We start from the raw sequence: 21,173 nt of genomic DNA on the forward strand, positions 1-21,173 counted from the left end.
AATCTGCTATTCATTGCAGCACGCTTTTAGATAGACAAAAAACGCGCGGAACAATGTTCACACGCGTTTCTTATTAGGAAAAATATATATTGAAAAAATAAACGAGTTGTTATCTCCTCAAAATAAGAAACCGCATCAACATCTCCAAATAGCTCTCCATAAAATAAATCTTATGACAGTACTACATTTATTCAATGCAGTCCCAATATATGAATAAGATGGTTATTCTTATATTTCGGCAATAGTCCCTTTCAACCTATGATCACAGATTCCATTAAATCTCCCATAGTTTACTCTTTCCTATCGCGGCCTCTACCTTTGAGAGTAGATGAGGTAAGTCTATTTAATTTTCAAACATCTAATTGTTGCTATTAACAATACCAAAGGACCATTTTATTTGTCAAACAATTTTTTATATTGTTTTTTTACAGTTTAATTTTGTATCATTTGGTAAGCGCTTTACTGAAACCTTTGTCACTTCCCATTCGCCCTCTTCGTTATTAAATGTAATCGTTACCTTCTCAAATGGTGGAGCAATTTTCCCAGCAACACGTTCATACTTCGTTACTTCAATACTCGCTTGAAATAAATATGTACCACTATACACTTTTTTTAAACTAATAATTTTAGGACATTGATAAGGCTTCAAGCTCCCATATTGTTTTTCAATTGCTTTATTTATTTTCGGAAATAAAACAGAATAAAGGGCATCTTCCATAAGAGGTGCATCATATTGTGCTACCGACACACTCGGTGAAGCAAAAAGTATAACACTACTGCATACTATAAAATATAATAATTTTCGCATTATAACCTCCGTTTTATTACTCGATTCTTTCTGTGCACGATAATTATCATACATAGAAACTCCGTTTTATTGTCTCCCACTGCCCTTTTTCTACTCAATTATTATAAAAAAGCCCACAACTCTCTTTTATTTTCGTATAATGATACTCATAGTATAATAAACATAATAATAAAGGACTGTTCGTATATATAAAATGAGGCGCTAATCAAACCGGCTCACAAGAACTGTCATGCTTTTAGGAGAGGAGTATATTATGCTACAAAATCTGTTTCCAAAACTGCGATTTGCACTAGTTGCAGTCGTTTTATTATGGATAAAAACATATATTGTGTACAAGCTAGCATTTGATATTAGAATTGATAACTTCTTTGAAGAATTTATGCTTTTTATTAACCCACTAGCTTCGTTACTTTTATTTTTTGGTTTCGCTTTACTTGCATCTAAGTACCGAAACCGAATTATTATTGTAATTAGTTTTATACTGTCATTTATTTTATTTGGAAATGCAATGTTTTACGGGTTCTATAACGATTTTGTTACTTTCCCTGTTTTATTCCAAACAAATAATATGGCTGACTTAGGGACGAGTATAAAAGAACTCTTTACGTATAAAACATTACTTTTATTTGCAGACGCAATTATTTTAATGTTTATTTCGCGTAAATTCCCATCATTTGGTGATAAAACACCACTTTCTCGCTCTGAGAAGCGAACTTTCTTTAGCGGTGTAACAGCATTATTAGCACTACAAATTGTTGTTTCAGTTATATATAAACCACAAATGTTCTCACGCTCATTTGATCGTCAAACTGTCGTGAAAAATTTAGGGTTATACACATATCATCTATTTGATATTACACTTCAATCTAAGTCTTCAGCTGAGCGTGTATTTGCAAGTGGAGACGGATTCTCTGAAATTAAAAACTATACAGACTCAAAAGATAAACAAGTTGATAAAAACTTATTTGGAGCTGCAAAGGGTAAAAATGTAATTTTAATTTCAATGGAATCTACACAAAGTTTTGTTATTAATAAAAAAATAAATGGAAAAGAGATTACTCCATTTTTAAATGAGTTTATTAAAGATAGTTTTTATTTCGATAACTTCTATCATCAAACGGGACAAGGTAAAACTTCTGATGCTGAATTTATCGTTGAAAATTCCCTTTATCCGTTAGACCGTGGTTCTGTATTCTTTACTCATGCGACAAATGAATACACTGCCACACCAGAACAATTAAAGAAATACGGATATTCTTCTGCTGTCTTCCATTCAAACGATAAAACGTTTTGGAATCGTGATGTAATGTATCCTGCGCTTGGATATGATCGTTACTTTAATTTAAATGATTACGTAGGAACGGAACAAATGTCTGTCGGTTGGGGATTAAAAGATAAAGAGTTCTTTGAGCAATCTATTCCAAAGTTAAAATCTTTACCACAACCGTTCTATACGAAATTTATTACGTTAACAAACCATTTTCCATTTCTTCTAAATCCAGAAGATCAATATGTTGATGAATTTAATTCCGAAAGTGGTGTTTTAAATCGCTACTTCCCAACCGTTCGTTACACGGATGAAGCTCTTAAATTATTTATTAAACAATTGAAAGACGAAGGACTGTATGATAATTCCGTTATTGTCATTTATGGTGATCATTACGGCATTTCTGAAAACCATAATGCAGCTATGGCTCAGTTCCTTGGGAAAGACGCTATTACACCGTTTGATTCTATGCAATTACAACGCGTCCCTCTCATTATTCATGTGCCTGGCCAAGAAGGAAAAGTCATCTCTAAAGTATCTGGTCAAATTGATATTAAACCAACGTTACTTCATTTACTTGGTATTAAAACAAATCAATCCGTAGAATTTGGAACAGACTTATTTACGAAAGAAAAAGATCCTCTTATGGTAATGCGGGACGGCAGTTTTGTTTCGGAAGATTATGTTTATACAAAAAATATGTGCTATAAAAGAAGCACAGGTGAAGAAGCTGATTTAACACTATGTCAGCCTTATATTGAAAAAGCAAAAACAGAATTAAAATTATCCGACAAACTCATTTATGGAGATTTATTACGATTTGATCCTAACAATCGATATAAAACCGGAACGATGACAACGAAATTTGAATAGTGTAGGAAGCAACTTTTGTAAAGTTGCTTCCTATTTTTTTACTTATTTTTCAAATTTCTCTTCTATACAATCTTTCACAAATTGGGAATTTCTTTCGTATGAGGAAGAAATTTATGGTATGATAAAATAAGTAAACTTTCATACACTAATTAAGAATTTATTACAGAAAGCAAGGGATCAGATTTTGTATAGAGCAGCTATTCCAAACTTATTTACGCTCGGAAATTTATATAGCGGATTTTTGTCAATCGGCTATGCATCTTTAGGATATTATAAATCAGCTGCTATTTTAGTACTTATCGGGATGATGTTAGATAGTCTTGACGGTCGTGTTGCTCGTTTATTACGCGTTGATTCACAAATGGGAAAAGAGCTTGATTCACTCGCAGATGTTGTAACGTTTGGCGCGGCACCTGCTGTGTTAATGTATTACACATCTTTCTCCAACTACGGAATCATTGGACTATACATAGCGGGATTATTCCCACTGTTCGGAGCATATCGCTTAGCACGATTTAATGTAACACCATCATCGACTTCTATGAAATATTTCACTGGAGTTCCGATTACTGCAGCAGGAGGGCTTGTCGCTTTCCTAACATTATTTTCACATACCATTCCAAAAATCGTTCTTATTACAGTATTTGTAACGTTCGCATTTTTAATGGTGAGTCGTATTCGTATCCCAAGTTTAAAAGATGTACCAATTCCACGATATAGCATAATTATTACATTATTTTTAATTGGGATCATTATCACAATGTATCAAACAGGGTTCGGTAATTTTTCGGTTTTCTTATTCATTGCTATTCCACTATATATTTTGTATATGCTATCTCAATTCATTAGACAAAGACCGTCTAAAAAAACGAATAAAGAAAAATAAAAAGAAACCTTCCGAATACGGAAGGTTTCTTTTTATTTTGTAACTAATAATTTTTGATTTACAGGTGTTACAGGTTCTTCATCGTTTAATACAGCTAAAATATTTCTCACTGCCATTTCAGCCATCGCATCACGAGTTTCGAATGTTGCATTTCCTACGTGAGGAGCAAGTACTACATTCTTTAATCCTTTTAGCTCTTCTGTAATTTTCGGTTCAAATTCAAATACGTCAAGAGCTGCACCTTCAATTTCATTCGTTTTTAGTGCATGAGCAAGTGCTGATTCATGCATAATTGGTCCACGTGAAGCATTTATAATATACGCTGTTTTCTTCATCATTTTAAACTGTTCTTCATCAATCATATGATGTAATTTCGGATTATAAGCACAGTTAATTGTAATAAAGTCCGCTGTTTGTAATAATTCTTCCAACGTTACGTATGTTGCTTCCAGTTCACTTTCAGCTTCAGGCTTTCGATTTGGTCCTGTATATAAAACATTCATTCCAAATGCTTTCGCACGCTTTGCAACTGCCTTCCCGATTTCTCCAAGGCCAATAATTCCGATTGTCTTACCGTGTACTTCGCGGCCCAAGAAGAATAACGGTGCCCATCCGTTAAATCCAGTTGTACGACATAACGTATCACCTTCAGGAATTCTACGTGCAGCTGCTAAAAGAAGTGCAAATGTTAATTCTGCTGTCGCTTCAGTTGATACTTTCGGTGTATTCGTTACCGCAATTCCTTTTTCCCCTGCATAGGTGAAATCAATATTATCGTAACCAGCACCGTAGTTTGCAACAATCTTTAAATGAGGTGCCGCATCAATAACTACTTTCGTCACCTTTGTAGAAAGTAGACTTAACAATGCATCTTTATCTTTTACACGCTCTGTTAATTCATCTAACGAAATTAATTCTTCTTTATCATACATTTCTACATCATGATCCTTTAATAGTTCTAATCCGATTGCTGGAATTTTCCCTGCTACTAATATTTTTGCCACTACTAACACCTCTTCTATAAAAAATAAGATATCTCTTATATTTCATTGTAAGAAATCCACATATAAAAACCAAGGAATTTGATTATAGTTTTGAAAATCGACACTTTTCCATTAAAAAAGAGGAGATACAAGTCTCCCCTCTTTTTACGCTTTTTCTTGCGATTCTTTTCCAAGCTTCACATCAATTGTTCCCTCTGCAACCGTATCGCTAATTTGCTCCTCAATAACTGACTGAGCAGTATTCGTTGTTTCAGAAGTATAAGATTGTTGCTGTGCACCTTGTACATTTTGTTTATTTTGTTGTTTCGCCATTTCTTACCCTCCTTTTTATTCTTTCTTATTTTGAACAAAAAGGGTGGTTTTCATCAAAAAATCGTTTTTTATTTTGAAACTGTTACTTCTTCTTCAAGCAATTTCATCGTTCTTACTCGTTTCGTAAAGGTAGCTATGTGGGAAATATCATGATTACGTAATGTTTTTATATTCTCTTCCACATACTTTCCTAAATCATTCGGATAATGAGCATCTGAGGAGAGAGTAATCGGAACTCCATGGTTAGCTAATACTTGTAAATAAAGCGGACTTGGACACATTTCGCGCACAGGATAGCGATAATACAATCCTGCATTTATTTCTGTTGCGGTATTCGTTTCTACTAACGCACGCGCAATTTCCTTATAATAAGAAAGCTGTTCATTCTCATCTAACCGGTAATTAAATACTTTTATGTTATCAAGATGAGCTATTATATCAAAGAGCTCAGAACGAACGGCACTTTCAACTGTAGCGAAAAAATTATGATATAGAGTATGTAACTCATGCTTACCAAAATACTCTTTCGTATCTGGATTATCAAATCCCCATCCCTCTATAAAATGGACTGAACCGATTACATAATCAAAGTCTCCTAATGCTAGTAACTCTTTTAACTCTTGTTCGCCGCCGATAAAATAATCCGCTTCAATTCCAAGTTTGAGCGTTACCCCTCGTTTACTCCATCGTTCTTTTGCCTCTTCAATCGCCTTTGTAAAATCATAAAGAGACGTTACTCTTACTTGGTCTAGCCATTCCTTCTGTAAACGACCAAGGTTTGAATCACTAATATCTACATATTTTTCATAATATCCTTTCGCCTCGTGAAAACGATATAAATGATCGACAATGCCAACTTCTTTTATCCCTTTTCGCAACGCCTCTTCTAAATATAAATCAATCCATTTCGCTGTAAATGGGCCTTCCTTTACACGTTTTTGCAGGCGTTCTTGTGTTTTCACAAGCCATTCCATAGAATGTTTTTCTTCTTTAAGCGGTTCATAATATTGTAGTGCATCATTTATTTTAGCAAGCCAGCCTATTGAATAAGGCCCTTCTTCTAAATGAAGGTGATAGTCCACTTTCATCCATATTCCCTCCTTATAATGTATCTATTTCTTTTCGATCTCCTACTCTCGAAAGCTTTCCATTTCTTTCTTTCACTTCTTGCATGACATCTTCTAATGAAATATTTTTTTCAGCTAATAGAACAAAACAGTGATAGAACACATCAACCATTTCTTTTACTAGTTCTTCTTTATCATTATTTTTAGACGCGATAATTACTTCGGTGCACTCCTCACCAATTTTCTTTAAAATTTTATCTTCACCTTTTGAAAATAAATAGTTCGTATATGATTCAGAGAGTGGATTTTTCTTTCGTTCTTCAATTGTTTCAAATAATAACTTAAGGATATCTTCCATATGTACCCCCTATATAATTTTATAGTGAAAACACGTTTTTTCTCCCGTATGGCAAGCAGGCCCTATTTGCTTTACGACAACAACGATTGAATCTTGATCACAGTCTAAATAAAGTGACTGAACATATTGGAGATTACCTGATGTTTCTCCTTTATTCCATAACGATTGTCTCGAGCGGGAATAAAACCATGTTTTTTTCGTTTCTAGCGTTCTTTCATACGCTTCTTTATTCATATAAGCTAGCATTAAAACTTCTTTCGTACCTTCTTCAATTACAACTGCTGGTAATAATCCTTTTGAAAAGTTAGGTTTCATAACCGCACCTCAACGTTTGCGTCTCTTAGTTTTCTCTTTACGTCCTGCACTGTCGCCTCGCCATAATGAAAGATGGATGCTGCTAATGCTGCGTCAACAGTTGTCTTTTGAAAGACTTCTATAATGTGATCCGCATGACCACATCCTCCAGATGCGATAACTGGGACGGAAACATTTTTTGAAATTGCTTCTGTTAACCGAAGATCATATCCATTTTTTGTTCCATCTGCATCCATACTCGTCAGTAAAATTTCACCTGCCCCTAGCTGGACAACGCGCTTTGCCCATTCGATTGCATCCATCCCTGTATCGACTCTTCCGCCGTTCACGTATACATTCCATTTATCTTCCTCTACTTTTCTAGCATCAATTGCTACAACAATACATTGTGAGCCAAAATGTTCTGCACCTTCCTGGACTAACTTCGGATTTCTCACTGCCGCTGAGTTTATTGAAACTTTATCTGCTCCAGCTCTTAGTAAATTGTACATATCTTTAACACTTGAAATCCCTCCGCCAACTGTAAGAGGGATAAATACTTTTGAAGCTGTTTTTTCTACAACATCTATAATCGTTTTTCGTCCTTCATGCGTTGCAGTAATATCTAAAAATACAATTTCATCTGCTCCCGCATCATTATATAAAGCAGCTATTTCAACAGGATCACCGACGTCTTGTAACCCTATAAAATTTACGCCCTTTACGACTCGCCCCTCTTTCACATCTAGACATGGAATAATGCGTTTCGCTAACATAACTTTGTTACCTCTAGCACTTCTTCTAAATCAATCGTTTTCTCGTAAAGCGCCTTCCCAATTATGACGCCGTATATATTCATATCATTTAATTTTTTCACATCTTGAATAGATGCCACTCCTCCAGAAGCAATGAGACGAATGCCTACGCTTTTTTGTAATAACTCCAATTGCTCAAAATTCGGCCCTGCCAGCGTCCCGTCTTTCGAAATGTCTGTAAACACAATCGTTTGAACACCTACATTCTCCATTTGCTTCGCTAAATAAATATAAGAAATTTCAGACATATCAAGCCAGCCTCTCGTTGCTACAAAACCATTTTTTGCGTCAATTCCAACTATGATTTTCTCTTTGTATAGACGAACTGCTTCTTCTAAAAATGCCTTATCATAAAGAGCAGCTGTTCCTAAAATTACTTTTTCTACGCCGACTAACAATAACTTCTCTACTGCCGCAAGTGATCGAACTCCTCCTCCAACTTGCACAGGAATACGTACCGCCCTGCATATCCTTTCAATTACGGGCAAATTTACTGACTCCCCAGCAATTGCACCATCTAAATCAACAATGTGTAGTATTTTCGCTCCAAACTTTTCAAATATGATCGCTTGCGCAACCGGATCTTCATTCATTACTGTTTCTTTACTAAACTCTCCTTGATAAAGTCTAACGCATCGTCCCTCTTTTAAATCGATAGCTGGGAAGATTTCCATGCTTCTACCACCCCTTTGAAATTTTTCAACATTTGCATTCCAATGTCACCACTTTTTTCAGGATGAAACTGTGCGCCGTATATATTTCCTTTTGCTACAAAACCAGGTACTTGCACTCCATACTCACTTGCCCCATACACAATTTCATTTGGACAATCTGCATAATAAGAGTGGACATAATATACGAAAGAACCGTCCTCTACTCCATTCCAAAGCGATATTTCTCCCTCTTTCTTTAACTCATTCCACCCCATATGTGGAATTTTATAAGGAACTTTTAACTTTCTAATGACACCTGGCAATAAATTTAATCCGTTACAATCTTGTAGTTCCTCACTTTTTTCAAATAAAAGCTGCATTCCTAAACAAATGCCCAAAAGTGGTTTTCCTGAACTCCCAAATTCTTTTAGCACACATACTAAATCTTTTTCTTCTAAAACGTCCATTGCTTTCGGAAATGCGCCTACTCCCGGTAAAATAACGCCATCACTTCTCAATATTTTTTCTTTATCATCCGTTACGATGTGCTCTGCTCCAATATATTTTAATGCTTGTTCCACACTGCGAATATTCCCGATTCCATAATCTATAATAGCAATCAATTACAACATCCCTTTCGTTGAATTTACACCAGTAATGTTGGCATTTCTTTCGACTGCTTCTCTAAGCGCCCTACCAAACGCTTTAAATAACGCTTCAATTTTGTGATGTGTATTGCTTCCGTATAAAATGCGAGCATGTAATGTAATATTGGCAGCATGAGCAACTGCTCTAAAAAATTCTTCCGTTAATTCTGTGTCAAAATCTCCAAGCTTCGGATTTGTTAATTCTCCTTGAAATACAATATATGAGCGTCCGCTTATATCAATTGCGACAAAACCTAAAGACTCATCCATCGGTACATATGCTGAGCCGTACCTGTTAATCCCCTCTTTATTTTGCAACGCTTCTTTCAAGCAAGTTCCGAGTACAATTCCAACATCTTCAACTGTATGATGCGCATCAACGAATACATCGCCTTCCGCCTCCACTTGCAAACCGAATCTTCCATGCCTTGCAAATAAAGTTAACATATGATCAAAGAATCCAACTCCCGTTTGCACAGAAACATTTTTGCTTTCATCGAGCTGCAAACTTAATTTTATTTTTGTTTCTGTCGTCTCACGTATTTGACTGGACTCACGCATTATTCTTCCTCCTCAAATCTTATTTGAATTGCTCTCGCATGCGCATGTAACCCTTCTTTATTTGCAAGTTCTACAATATGATGTTGTACATCTCTTAACGCTTCCTCCGTATAAGATAGAAAGCTTGATTTTTTCACGAAATCATCGACTGATAACGGTGAGAAAAACCTTGCCGTTCCACTTGTCGGTAACACATGATTCGGTCCTGCTAAATAATCACCGAGCGGTTCCGGTGCATATGGTCCAAGAAAGATAGACCCTGCATGTTTCACATACGCTAGAGTATTCATCGGCTCTTTTATATGTAACTCTAAATGTTCTGGAGCGATTTCATTCGATAACTTTAGTGCCTCCTCTAAAGAAGGAACGATAAAGATGGCTCCATTTCTATTTATCGATTCACGTGCGATTTCACTTCTTGGTAATGTCGCTAGCTGTCTTTCTATCTCTCTTTCTACTTCTTTCGCTAACTCTATACTCGTTGTAATGCAAATTGCTGTAGCTCTTACGTCATGCTCTGCTTGTGATAATAAATCAGCAGCGATATATTTTGCATTTCCTGTTTCATCAGCGATAACTACAATTTCTGATGGTCCAGCAATCATATCGATATTTACTATTCCGTATACTTCTCGTTTCGCTAGAGCGACGTACAAATTTCCTGGTCCAACTATTTTATCCACTTTCGGAATCGATTCCGTCCCGTATGCTAAAGCAGCAATTGCTTGCGCACCACCTATCGCATAAATTTCATCTACTCCTGCAAGGCTTGCAGCAACTAAAATATGTGGATCAATTCCTCCTTGCCTTGGTGGTGTCACCATTACAATTTTTTTCACGCCTGCGATTTTTGCTGGCAATACATTCATCAACACTGACGAAGGATACGAAGCAGTTCCGCCAGGCACATATACCCCTACATTTTCTAAAGGCCGAATGATTTGTCCTCTAATGATGCCCTCACTCGTGCAATCAAACATCGATTGTCTTTTTTGCTTTTCATGATACGAGATAATATTTTTCTTTGCCTCTTTTAACGCATCTAAAAATGAATTCTCTACAAACCTACGCGCTTGTTTTATTTCTTCCTCACTTACAAGAAACTCTTTAACCTCCACACCATCGAACTTTTTTGTATAGAAAGATACAGCCTCATCTTTACTCTCCCTTACATTTTGAACGATTTCGCTTACACTTCTTTGAACAGTTTCTTCTATTATATTCGCGTTTTCACGTAGCAATTTTATTTTCGATAACGCCTTTTGAAAATCTTCACAAACTATCTCCATTACATGTCCCCCTATTTTCCTGACAAAATTTCTTGCTCCATCATATTTATAATACCGAATATTTCGTCTTTTTTAGTTTTTAATGCAGCCTTATTTACAATCATTCGAGCAGATATAGAACACATTTCCTCAAATACAATGAGTCCATTTTCTTGTAATGTTTTTCCTGTTTCAACAATATCAACAATCGCATCTGCCAATCCAAGAATAGGAGCGATTTCTACAGAACCTTCTATTTTTATAATCTCTACATCCTCCCCTTTATCATGAAAATAGTTAGAAGTAATATGTGGATATTTCGTAGCAATGCGTTTCTTCCGGTAGCTCTTCGGATTATAAGTAGGAATAGAAGCAACACAAAACTTACACACACCTACTCCTAAATCCAACATTTCATAAATATCTTTCTCGTTTTCCATTAAAATATCTTTTCCAACGACCCCAATATCAGCTACTCCATGTTCTACATAAGTAGCAACATCTACTGCTTTCACTAAAATAAATGAGATATCTGTATTTCTACTTTGAAAGACAAGCTTTCGTCCTTTATTTTTGAGCTCCGAACAATCAATTCCAATCTGCTCAAACAACGGAATCACATGCTTCTCTAATCTTCCTTTCGTTAACGCAATTTGAATGTTACGCATGAAGTTTCTCCTTCTTTCTGGAATACCCATTTCTCTTTCCATACATATTCCACTAATGATTCGTTCTTTGCCTCTACGACCGTTACTATTTTATTTTTTCTGGCAAATTGAAAGGTCTCGTTTAAATTAGGGAATAAAGATAGCTCTACTTTTTTCCCGTCCTTTTGAAGTAAATTTCGTAATCTTTCCGCTTCTGCTAATCTATTTAACTCATAATGAATCATAATATCTATTTTCTTTCGTTCATATGGTTCTTGCTGCTCTTGCAGCGCCTTCACAATTTGATTGACTTGCACCGCGAGTCCAACAGCCGGCAGCATCTCTCCAAAATTCCCAATTAACTCATCATATCTTCCTCCACTAACAATTTCTTCTCCAATTTCATATATATACCCTTTGAAAATAACACCTGTATAATAATCCAAATGTTGAATCATACCTAAATCAATTGAGATGTAAGATCCATATCCTAGTTTTTCAATTGCTTCATATATTTCTTTCACTCTGGCAATCGCCATTTTCATTTCATTACTTGAGGCGAGCTTTTCCGCTTCCTCAATAACTTCTAAATTTCCAAATAGCCTTGGTAATTTCTCAAGTAATCTTACTGTTTCATCACATCGATCTAATTTCTTTTCTCTAATAAAATTTGATAGAGCAGCATAATTTTTACTTTCAATATATGTTCTAAGCACACTCTCTTCTTCATCACGAATGGAGAGTTTTTTTACAATACATTTATATAACTGTACTTGCCCAATCTCAATTGTAAAAGATTGCACCTTTAACTTTTGAAGTGCCTGAATAACACTTATTACGCATTCAATTTCAGCTCTTACATTATCAATCCCGATAATTTCAATACCACTTTGTACGATTTCATTATATTTTCCAGAATGGGACTCATTCGCCCGAAATACATTCCCGCTATACGTCAGTTTAAGCGGAGTATCCCACCTCTGCGTTCCCATCACTCTCGCTAAAGGAATTGTCATATCTGGGCGTAACACGATAATCCGTCCTTTTTCATCAAAAAATTTATACATCTTTTCCTCATCTATCGGCCTGTTTTGAAATGCAAAAACATCATAAAATTCTATTGTCGGTGTCCTTATTTCTTCATAACCTCGCTCTAAAAAAGTACGCCTTAATTTCTGTTCTACTTCTTCAATTAACGTACATTCTTCGAATAAATAGTCCCTCGTTCCATTTGGGTTTGCCCGTTTCCATTTTGTCATCTAAATTCTCACACCTTTCCCTTTCTAATGTATGCCTATTTCATTCACCTAAACCGAAAATAAAAAGAGCCTTGTAGACAAAATACCTACAAGGCTCTTTAGTAGAGTGTAGGTACAACGGGAATAACCCTTGTGCCTACACGTTTTCACGCTAGGTTCAAGGGTTTTATGTATGATGATGTAGTTGTGTAAGCATTTTAATAGATTGCACGATATTCATAATACTTACTCCCTTTCTCCTCTGATTTTTACATAGTATATAATACTTAATTCTGAATGTAAATACATTTTAAAAATTCCGTTATTTCTTAATATAAAGCTAAATTCCTTTCATACTCTCCAATTTCTTGTTCATATTGCATCGTAATACTAATTTCGTCTAGACCATTTAATAATTTTTCTTTCCACATTTTCTCGATTGTAAAATGAAACCTGTGCGTATTCGTAGTAATTACTTCATTCTCTAAATCGACTTCCATTTGATCTCTCGCATCCGTTTTGGCAAGTTGTTCACGAGTTTCTTTATCCATTACAATCGGTAACATACCATTCTTCATACAATTCATATAAAAAATATCTGCAAATCCTCCGGCGATAATAACGCGGAAACCATAATCAGCAAGTGCCCACGGAGCATGTTCTCTTGAAGAACCACATCCAAAATTATCACCTGTAATTAATATACTTGCTCCTTTTCGTTCTTGTGCATTAAGAGGGAAATTAGGATTTTCATGACGCTCATTATCGTAGCGCCACTCATCAAATAAATACTGTCCAAATCCCGTCCTTTCAATTCTCTTTAAATATTGCTTCGGAATAATTTGATCTGTATCAATGTTATCATTCATAAGTACTGCGGCAGTACCTTTATGAATACGAAATGGCTCCATCGTAACTCTCCTTTCTAATATCAACAAAATGCCCATATAACGCAGCCGCCGCTGCCATTGCCGGGCTAACTAAATGCGTTCGTGCTCCTTTTCCTTGTCTTCCTTCAAAGTTACGATTTGAAGTAGATGCACAATGTTCTCCTTCCGGCACTTGATCCGGATTCATTCCAAGACACATTGAACATCCAGGCTCTCTCCATTCAAATCCCGCTTCTTCAAATATGCGGTGTAATCCTTTTTGCATTGCTGCTTCTCTTACCTTTTTAGACCCAGGAACAACGAGGGCTCGCACACCATCTTTTACCTTTCTCCCTTTTATAACAGATGCGGCAATTTCTAAATCAGATAGCCTGGAATTTGTACAAGATCCAATGAAAACATGCTGAACTGGAATTTCAAAAGTGCTTTGTCCAGGACTCAATCCCATATACGAAAATGCTCTTTCATCATTTTCATCATGCTTTTCTGGTAATTTTTCATCAATGCGAACACCCATACTAGGATTTGTTCCCCAAGTAACATACGGTGCTAAATCCGTAACATCTATCGAAATATGTAAATCATAAATTGCATCTGAATCTGTATAAAGCTCCGACCATATTCCCGTAAAACTTCCATAGTCTTTCGGTGCATATTTACGACCTTTTACATAAGAAAATGTTTTTTCATCTGGTGCAATGATACCAGCTTTCGCTCCTCCTTCAATTGCCATATTGCAAAGTGTCATTCTCTCTTCCATCTCCATAGCTTGAATCGTCTCACCGTAAAATTCCATTACATATCCGGTTCCAACTGCTACGCCGTACTTTGAAAGGAGATGTAAAATAATATCTTTTGCATACACTCCTTTCTGTAACTTTCCTTTTAATTCAATACCCATCGCTTTCGGTTTTCGTTGCCATAACGTTTGAGTTGCCAATACGTGTTCCACTTCACTCGTACCAATACCAAATGCTAGCGCTCCGAAAGCACCGTGGGTTGCTGTATGACTATCACCGCAAACAATCGTTTTTCCTGGCTGCGTAAGTCCTAGTTCTGGTCCGATAACATGAACAATCCCTTGCTCTTCATCACCAATATCAGCTAATGAAACTTGAAATTGTTTGCAGTTCTCACGGAGTGTATCCAATTGCTGCTTCGCAATACGATCCGTAATATTCCAGACATCTTTCGTTGGAATATTATGATCCATTGTTGCAAATGTTAATTCTGGTCTCCGAACAGTTCTATTTGTAAGCCGCAAGCCTTCAAAGGCTTGCGGTGACGTTACTTCATGAACGAGATGGAGATCGATATATAATAAATCCAATCCATTTTCGTTTGTCGCAACGACATGTCTCTCCCAAAGCTTATCTAGTAATCTTTTTCCCATTATCGTCCTCTCCCTACTAGTGCTTGCTCTTCCATCTCTTGAATAACTGCCTTCGTAAATGAAGTTGTCGTCTCATTTCCCCCAATATCTGCTGTATATTTTCCAGATTGAAGAACTGCAGATATTGCGGATTCAATTGCAGACCCTTCTCTCGTTAATCCAAATGATTGCCCAAGCATCATTGCAACAGAACGCATCATTGCGATTGGGTTCGCCTTATTTTTCCCGGCAATATCCGGTGCTGATCCGTGAATAGGTTCGTATAATGAAGGGCCCTTTTCCGCGTGACTTGCTGATGGAAGCATCCCTAACGATCCTGCTAATACAGAAGCCTCATCACTTAAAATATCACCAAATAAATTTTCTGTTACGATAACGTCAAATCGACCTGGATTACGAATTAATTCCATAGCGGCTGCATCGACTAAAATATGCTCTAATTCAACATTTGGATAGCGAAGGGCTACTTCTTCCGTAACAGTTCTCCATAGTTTACTAGACTCTAAAACATTCGCCTTATCAATAGATGTAACTTTTTTCTTCCGTTTGCTCGCTAATTGAAAAGCATACGAAACGATACGTTCAATTTCATGACGATGATACGTAAGTGTATCGGTTGCTACTTCATCCGTTCGTTCTTTCGGATAAGAAAAATAAATACCGCCTGTTAATTCACGAACAACAACGAAATCAATTTCATCAGCGTTTTTTAATGGCGATAAATGTGCAGTTGCGCTTTCTACCGTTACAGGTCGAACATTCGCAAATACACCAAGTCCTTTTCTTAAAGCTAATAATCCTGTCTCTGGCCTTTCTTTCGCACCATCCCACCTTGGACCACCAACCGCTCCAAGTAAAACCGCATCACTTGCTAAACAAGCGGCAAGTGTTCGCTGTGGTAATGGTTGCCCAGTTAAGTCGATAGCACTCCCGCCAAAGTACTCATCTTGTAAATGAAAATGATGTCCATATAGCCTCTCTACCATATGCAATACTTCCTTCGCACTTTCCATAATTTCCGGACCAACACCATCACCCGCTAAACAAACAATACGTTTTTCCAACTTAAACACCCCTTTAACTGAATTTTCAGAACTCTAATTTGATAAGTGAGGACAGTTCTCCTCACTTATCAAACATTTACTTCACAAGCGTTATAAAAGATTTCAATTTTCCAGCTGCATGGACATAAGCTCTCGCCGACGCTTCCAATACGTCTTGCGCAACGCCAAAACCTGATACTTGATGCGTGCCTTCTTTTAATTCAACATGAACATGAGCCAGTGCGTCTTGACCTTGTGTAATAGATTGTATGCGATAATCCGCTAAGTCACATTCTAATCCTAAAATTCTTTGAATTGCATTATAGATTGCTTCTATACTTCCAGAACCAGTTGCTGCATCTTCATACATATTTCCTTCCTCATCTTTTAGTACAACTGTTGCACACTGTGTACTATTGGAGACGAAATGTACTTGTAATTGTGTAATACTATATTGTTGTGCCGAAAATGCTGCTTCGCCCAGCATAAGCGCGCGTAAATCTTCCTCAGTAATTTCCTTTTTACGATCAGCCAATTTTTTAAATGCTTCAAACACCGCATCTCGTTCTTCTTTTGTAAATTCATAGCCTAGTTCTTTCATTTTTTCCGTAAATGCGTGACGACCAGAATGTTTTCCAAGTACAAATAGATTTTGAGATTCACCTATAAGCGCCGGTTCAATAATTTCATATGTCGTCACTTCTTTTAAAACACCGTCTTGATGAATACCTGATTCATGAGCAAATGCATTTGCTCCAACAATCGCTTTATTTTTTGGTACAACCATACCTGTTAAACGACTTACTAATGTACTTGTCGCTTTAATTTCTTTTAACGTCATAGAAGACTCTGCTTCATAGAAATCTTTTCTAATATGAAGAGCAACTGCGACCTCTTCTAGAGCTGCATTCCCCGCTCTTTCTCCAATCCCATTAATCGTTCCTTCTACTTGTAATGCTCCACCTTCAACTGCAGCTAACGAATTCGCTACCGCCATCCCAAGATCATCGTGACAGTGACAAGAGAAAATTGCTTTTTCATAGGAAGGAACGGATTCTTGTAAGTATTTAAAAAGAGAATAATATTCTTCTGGATTCGTATATCCAACTGTATCAGGAATATTGATTACATTCGCTCCTGCACGAATCGCTACTTCTACTGCTTCAGCTAAAAATGCTCTCGATGTTCTTGTCGCATCTTCTGCTGAAAATTGCACTGTCGGAAATAATGATTTCCCGAGCGTAACCGAGCGATGTATGCTATCTAATACATCTTCTTTTGACATACAAAGCTTATATTTCATATGAATGTCACTTGTAGCTAAAAATACGTGTAAACGAGGAGAGACAGCGCCTTTCACAGCTTCATAGGCTCTTCGAATATCACTTTCTTTCGCTCTAGCTAAACTCATAACCGTAGCATTTTGAATGGTATTTGCGATACGTTTTACCGATTGAAAATCACCTTCAGAAGCTGCTGCGAATCCCGCTTCCATTACATTAATACCAAGTCTCTCTAGTTGCCTTGCAATCTGTAATTTCTCTTGTTCATTTAAATTAACTCCTGGTGATTGTTCGCCATCACGAAGCGTCGTATCCATGAACAAAATCTGCTTCATATTATTTAATCCCTACCTTTACTCGTGGCTGTACGAAAGGCATCATTTCACGTAATTTACGTCCAACTACTTCGATTTCATGTTCATTTTCCTTCTCATTTGTCGCCTGGAAATTTGGTCTTCCTGCTTTATGCTCTGCAATCCAGCCTCTTGCAAATGTACCATCTTGAATTTCTGCTAACACTTCTCCCATCGCTTTCTTCGTATCTTCAGTAACAACGCGTGGTCCTGATACGAAGTCTCCCCACTGCGCTGTATCTGAAACTGAATATCTCATATTTTCAAGTCCACCTTCGTACATAAGATCAACAATGAGTTTCAATTCATGTAAACACTCAAAATATGCAAGTTCAGGTTGATATCCTGCATCAACTAACGTTTCAAATCCAGCTTTTACTAGTGCAGTTACTCCGCCGCAAAGCACAGCTTGCTCTCCAAATAAATCTGTTTCTGTTTCTTCCTTAAACGTCGTTTCTAATACACCAGCTCTCGTCGCTCCAATTCCATCTGCATAAGAAAGTGCCTTTTCAGTCGCAACTCCTGTTGCATCTTGATAGACTGCAAATAATGCAGGAACAGCCCCGCCCTCAGCAAATGTACGGCGCACTAGATGCCCCGGACCTTTCGGCGCTACTAGAAATACATCTACATTAGCTGGCGGTTTTACTTGATCAAAGTGAACATTAAAGCCATGTGCGAATACAAGAGAATTCCCGCCTTGTAAGTTTGGTGCAATTTCAGCTTCATATACTTCTGGCTGTAGTTCATCCGGTAGTAGAATCATTACTACATCCGCTTTTTTGGCAGCTTCCGCTACTGTATATACAGAAAATCCATCTTCTTTCGCCTTTTCCCATGACTTTCCTTTTCTCAGTCCAACTACTACATCAAATCCGTTATCACGTAAGTTTTGCGCATGCGCATGGCCTTGCGATCCATATCCGATAATTGCTACTTTCTTTTCCTTTAATACATTTACCGTCACGTCTTTTTCATAATAAACTTTTGCCATTTTCATTTCCCCCTATATTTAAATAATTATTGAATTAACATCACTTGTTTATCTTGTTTTTTCATACTACGCGTAAATGCTGTTACACCTGTTCTAGCAATTTCTTTCAAACCGTATGGACGAAGCAATTCAATTAACGCTTCTACTTTCTCCTGGGTACCTGTTACTTGCACCACTATGGAATCCTTCCCAACATCTATTACAGCGGCTCGGAACGGTTCAATTAAACTATATAATTCTGCTCTTGTTACACTTGAGGTTGCCACTTTAATAAGCGCAAGTTCTCTAGCAATCATTGCTTCTTCTGTAATATCAGATACTTTTAGGACATCGATTTGCTTATGCAGTTGTTTAATTAACTGTTCAACCTGCTGTTCACTTTCAACATGTACAACAATCGTCATCCTTGAAATATCCGACGATTCCGTATGCCCTACTGAAATACTTTCAATATTAAAATGTCTACGTGTCATAACGCCTGTAATTCGATTTAACACACCGCTTTGATTTCGAACTGTCGCTGTAACAATTCTCTTCACCTTTTCTCCACTCCCTCCATTTGGTGAACCCCTTTTCCTGGAGCAACCATCGGCATAACCTTTTCAGATTGAAGTACGCGGCAATCAATTACGACTGGCTCTTGTAACTCAATCACATGTTGTAATTGCTTCTTTGCAAGAAGTGGATCATCAATACGAACACCTTTTATGCCATACGCATTCGCAAGAGCAACAAAATCTGGTTGACATGGCAATAAAGAATGTGAATATCTTTGATTATAAAATTCATCTTGCCATTGTCTTACCATTCCTAAAGCTTCATTATTTAAAATAAACACTTTAACTGGTAAAGAATGTTCTTTTAATACACTTAGTTCTTGCAGGGTCATTTGAAATCCCGCATCACCGACAATGGCAATAACTAATTCCTCTGGCTTTGCAATTTGTGCACCAATTGCTGCTGGAAATCCGAAGCCCATTGTTCCTAAGCCTCCAGAAGTTACCCATTTATCTGGATTTTTCAGCGGATAATATTGAGCTGCCCACATTTGATGTTGCCCAACATCTGTCGTTACAATCGCTTCTCCCTTCGTAATTTCATATAACATATCAATTGCGTATTGAGGCTTAATACTTTCAGAGTTTCGTTTATAAGAGAATGGATACTGTTCTTTTCTACTCTTTAATAAAGTGATCCATTCATGATGATTTTCTTTCCTTCCTTCCGGTTGAAGTAATACTTCCAACGCTTGCTTAGCACTTGCAACAATAGGAATCTCAGTCGGCACATTTTTTCCGATTTCTGCTGGATCAATATCGATATGCGCAACAGTCGCCCCTTTAGCAAAATAAGCTAAATTTCCAGTAAGACGATCGTCAAATCTTGCTCCTATATTTATAAGTAGATCACATTCATATAACGCCATATTAGCCGTGTAAGAACCGTGCATTCCTCCCATCCCAAGAAATAATTTATCATCTGGTGGAAAACCACCAAGACCAAGTAATGTATGCACAACAGGGATTTCATATTTACGAGCAAATCTTGTTAATTCTTTCGATGCCTTTGCATGTAATACACCTGCTCCAGCTAAAATCAACGGTTTTTTTGAAGTCGCAATCGCTTGTAATAATTTGTTTATTTGTAGTAGATTCGGTTCGTAATTAGGCTGGTATCCTGGTAAATCCATTTGTACATCACTACATCGCTCACCTTTCTCTACTACCATATCTTTCGGAAGGTCAATTACGACTGGGCCTGGTCTTCCTGTTCTAGCGATATGAAATGCTTCTTTAATAATTCGGGGTAAATCCGATGCTTTTCGTACTTGATAATTATGTTTTGTCACCGGCATCGTAAGCCCCATAATATCAGCTTCTTGGAAAGCATCACTCCCGATTAACGTCGTTGCTACTTGCCCTGTAAATACAACAAGTGGCAATGAATCAATCATCGCGTCAGCTAGACCAGTAATAACATTTGTAGCACCAGGCCCGCTTGTTGCAATGACAACTCCTGGATTTCCTGTAATTCTTGCATATCCTTCAGCCGCATGAATTGCACCTTGTTCATGCCGCGTTAAAATATGCGGAATCTCACAATCATAAAGCGCATCATATAGAGGTAAAACAGCACCACCCGGATAACCGAAAATCACTTCTACCCTTTCCTTTTCTAGCGCTTCTAACAATAGCTGTGCACCAGTTGCCAGTTTCTCTTCTGTTTTTGAAGACATTTTTCTTATAAGCCCCCTTTTTATACCCTTTATAAAATAAAAAAATCCTACGTCCACACTCCAGCTATGTGCTGAAGGGACGAAAGATTTCGCGGTACCACCCTTCTTTGCAAGAATACTCTTGCCTCAGTGACTCGGGATGAGTCTAGCTAATAACGGAGCTACCGTCTAAGCCTAGACAAATGCTTCAGCTTAGCACTCAAGGGCGATGTTCGTCGACGTGAACCATCGGTTTTCAGCAACCACCGACTCTCTGTGAGGCTTCACAATCAACTACTCCTCC

The 21,173-nt window shown here is 37.1% G+C and carries 22 protein-coding genes, 1 riboswitch and 1 other annotated feature (1 of these 24 only partly in view); of the genes, 2 read left to right on the forward strand and 20 right to left on the reverse strand.

The annotated features are described in order from the left end of the window. Positions 1–141: 141 nt before the first annotated feature. Positions 142–323: riboswitch (Lysine riboswitch) on the reverse strand. 89 nt (positions 324–412) lie between these two features. Then, complete coding sequence (locus Q3V31_RS04180) at positions 413–808, reverse strand: DUF3888 domain-containing protein (RefSeq protein WP_001228834.1); 396 nt, start codon at positions 806–808, stop codon at positions 413–415. Between the two features lie 253 nt (positions 809–1,061). Between Q3V31_RS04180 and Q3V31_RS04185 the strand changes: the two genes are divergently transcribed. Beyond that, complete coding sequence (locus Q3V31_RS04185; protein WP_000940049.1) at positions 1,062–2,948, forward strand: LTA synthase family protein; 1,887 nt, start codon at positions 1,062–1,064, stop codon at positions 2,946–2,948. Between the two features lie 184 nt (positions 2,949–3,132). Beyond that, positions 3,133–3,834 carry a CDP-diacylglycerol--serine O-phosphatidyltransferase gene (gene pssA / locus Q3V31_RS04190; RefSeq protein WP_000285415.1) on the forward strand — a complete coding sequence of 234 codons (702 nt, stop codon included), beginning with the start codon at positions 3,133–3,135 and terminating at the stop codon, positions 3,832–3,834. Positions 3,835–3,866: 32 nt separating this feature from the next. Here pssA and Q3V31_RS04195 read toward each other — a convergent pair whose 3' ends face one another. From Q3V31_RS04195 to ilvB, 19 genes are all read right to left on the reverse strand, one after another. Then, positions 3,867–4,838: an NAD(P)-dependent oxidoreductase gene (locus tag Q3V31_RS04195; protein ID WP_097872608.1), complete on the reverse strand. Its 972-nt coding sequence runs from the start codon at positions 4,836–4,838 to the stop codon at positions 3,867–3,869. 144 nt (positions 4,839–4,982) lie between these two features. Continuing rightward, the gene (locus Q3V31_RS04200) at positions 4,983–5,150 is read right to left on the reverse strand and encodes a DUF4025 domain-containing protein (RefSeq protein ID WP_001118885.1); all 168 of its coding nucleotides are present in this window, start codon (positions 5,148–5,150) and stop codon (positions 4,983–4,985) included. Positions 5,151–5,218: 68 nt separating this feature from the next. Then, positions 5,219–6,238 (reverse strand): histidinol phosphate phosphatase domain-containing protein, encoded by a 1,020-nt coding sequence (locus Q3V31_RS04205; RefSeq protein ID WP_071735029.1) that lies wholly within the window; start codon positions 6,236–6,238, stop codon positions 5,219–5,221. Positions 6,239–6,251: 13 nt separating this feature from the next. Continuing rightward, positions 6,252–6,575: a phosphoribosyl-ATP diphosphatase gene (gene hisE / locus Q3V31_RS04210; RefSeq protein WP_000389488.1), complete on the reverse strand. Its 324-nt coding sequence runs from the start codon at positions 6,573–6,575 to the stop codon at positions 6,252–6,254. Positions 6,576–6,584: 9 nt separating this feature from the next. Beyond that, a complete protein-coding gene (gene hisI / locus Q3V31_RS04215; RefSeq protein WP_000803983.1) occupies positions 6,585–6,890 on the reverse strand; it encodes a phosphoribosyl-AMP cyclohydrolase in 306 nt (101 codons plus the stop codon). Continuing rightward, positions 6,887–7,645, reverse strand: coding sequence for an imidazoleglycerol phosphate synthase cyclase subunit (hisF, locus tag Q3V31_RS04220; protein WP_000880091.1), 759 nt, complete (start codon positions 7,643–7,645; stop codon positions 6,887–6,889). Before hisF ends, hisI begins: the two co-directional genes overlap by 4 nt. Next, positions 7,639–8,358 carry a 1-(5-phosphoribosyl)-5-[(5-phosphoribosylamino)methylideneamino]imidazole-4-carboxamide isomerase gene (hisA, locus tag Q3V31_RS04225; protein ID WP_000402279.1) on the reverse strand — a complete coding sequence of 240 codons (720 nt, stop codon included), beginning with the start codon at positions 8,356–8,358 and terminating at the stop codon, positions 7,639–7,641. Before hisA ends, hisF begins: the two co-directional genes overlap by 7 nt. Further along, positions 8,331–8,960 (reverse strand): imidazole glycerol phosphate synthase subunit HisH, encoded by a 630-nt coding sequence (hisH, locus tag Q3V31_RS04230; RefSeq protein ID WP_000560329.1) that lies wholly within the window; start codon positions 8,958–8,960, stop codon positions 8,331–8,333. Before hisH ends, hisA begins: the two co-directional genes overlap by 28 nt. Continuing rightward, the gene (hisB, locus tag Q3V31_RS04235; RefSeq protein ID WP_001209300.1) at positions 8,961–9,545 is read right to left on the reverse strand and encodes an imidazoleglycerol-phosphate dehydratase HisB; all 585 of its coding nucleotides are present in this window, start codon (positions 9,543–9,545) and stop codon (positions 8,961–8,963) included. Further along, positions 9,545–10,834, reverse strand: a complete 1,290-nt coding sequence (hisD, locus tag Q3V31_RS04240) for a histidinol dehydrogenase (protein ID WP_000406986.1) — start codon at positions 10,832–10,834, stop codon at positions 9,545–9,547. Before hisD ends, hisB begins: the two co-directional genes overlap by 1 nt. Positions 10,835–10,845: 11 nt before the next feature. Beyond that, positions 10,846–11,481, reverse strand: coding sequence for an ATP phosphoribosyltransferase (hisG, locus tag Q3V31_RS04245; protein ID WP_001244495.1), 636 nt, complete (start codon positions 11,479–11,481; stop codon positions 10,846–10,848). Further along, a complete protein-coding gene (hisZ, locus tag Q3V31_RS04250; RefSeq protein WP_000170310.1) occupies positions 11,457–12,719 on the reverse strand; it encodes an ATP phosphoribosyltransferase regulatory subunit in 1,263 nt (420 codons plus the stop codon). The genes hisG and hisZ overlap by 25 nt, the downstream gene beginning before the upstream one ends. A gap of 308 nt (positions 12,720–13,027) precedes the next feature. Then, on the reverse strand, positions 13,028–13,609 hold the full coding sequence (leuD, locus tag Q3V31_RS04255; RefSeq protein WP_000433209.1) for a 3-isopropylmalate dehydratase small subunit: 582 nt from the start codon (positions 13,607–13,609) through the stop codon (positions 13,028–13,030). After that, positions 13,587–14,981, reverse strand: coding sequence for a 3-isopropylmalate dehydratase large subunit (gene leuC / locus Q3V31_RS04260; protein ID WP_329762564.1), 1,395 nt, complete (start codon positions 14,979–14,981; stop codon positions 13,587–13,589). The genes leuD and leuC overlap by 23 nt, the downstream gene beginning before the upstream one ends. Beyond that, positions 14,981–16,045, reverse strand: a complete 1,065-nt coding sequence (gene leuB, locus Q3V31_RS04265) for a 3-isopropylmalate dehydrogenase (RefSeq protein ID WP_097872609.1) — start codon at positions 16,043–16,045, stop codon at positions 14,981–14,983. The genes leuC and leuB overlap by 1 nt, the downstream gene beginning before the upstream one ends. Before the next feature lie 76 nt (positions 16,046–16,121). Beyond that, positions 16,122–17,642, reverse strand: coding sequence for a 2-isopropylmalate synthase (gene leuA, locus Q3V31_RS04270; RefSeq protein WP_000809608.1), 1,521 nt, complete (start codon positions 17,640–17,642; stop codon positions 16,122–16,124). A 1-nt stretch (position 17,643) separates the two neighbouring features. Then, positions 17,644–18,654: a ketol-acid reductoisomerase gene (ilvC, locus tag Q3V31_RS04275; protein WP_001151746.1), complete on the reverse strand. Its 1,011-nt coding sequence runs from the start codon at positions 18,652–18,654 to the stop codon at positions 17,644–17,646. Positions 18,655–18,680: 26 nt separating this feature from the next. Next, positions 18,681–19,193 (reverse strand): acetolactate synthase small subunit, encoded by a 513-nt coding sequence (gene ilvN, locus Q3V31_RS04280; protein ID WP_000822951.1) that lies wholly within the window; start codon positions 19,191–19,193, stop codon positions 18,681–18,683. Further along, positions 19,190–20,890 (reverse strand): acetolactate synthase large subunit, encoded by a 1,701-nt coding sequence (ilvB, locus tag Q3V31_RS04285; RefSeq protein WP_097872611.1) that lies wholly within the window; start codon positions 20,888–20,890, stop codon positions 19,190–19,192. The genes ilvN and ilvB overlap by 4 nt, the downstream gene beginning before the upstream one ends. 72 nt (positions 20,891–20,962) lie before the next feature. Further along, positions 20,963–21,173, reverse strand: a binding site (T-box leader); it runs 16 nt beyond the window's last position.

Source organism: Bacillus nitratireducens (genome assembly GCF_036320425.1).
GTDB classification, from domain to species: Bacteria; Bacillota; Bacilli; order Bacillales; family Bacillaceae_G; genus Bacillus_A; species Bacillus_A nitratireducens.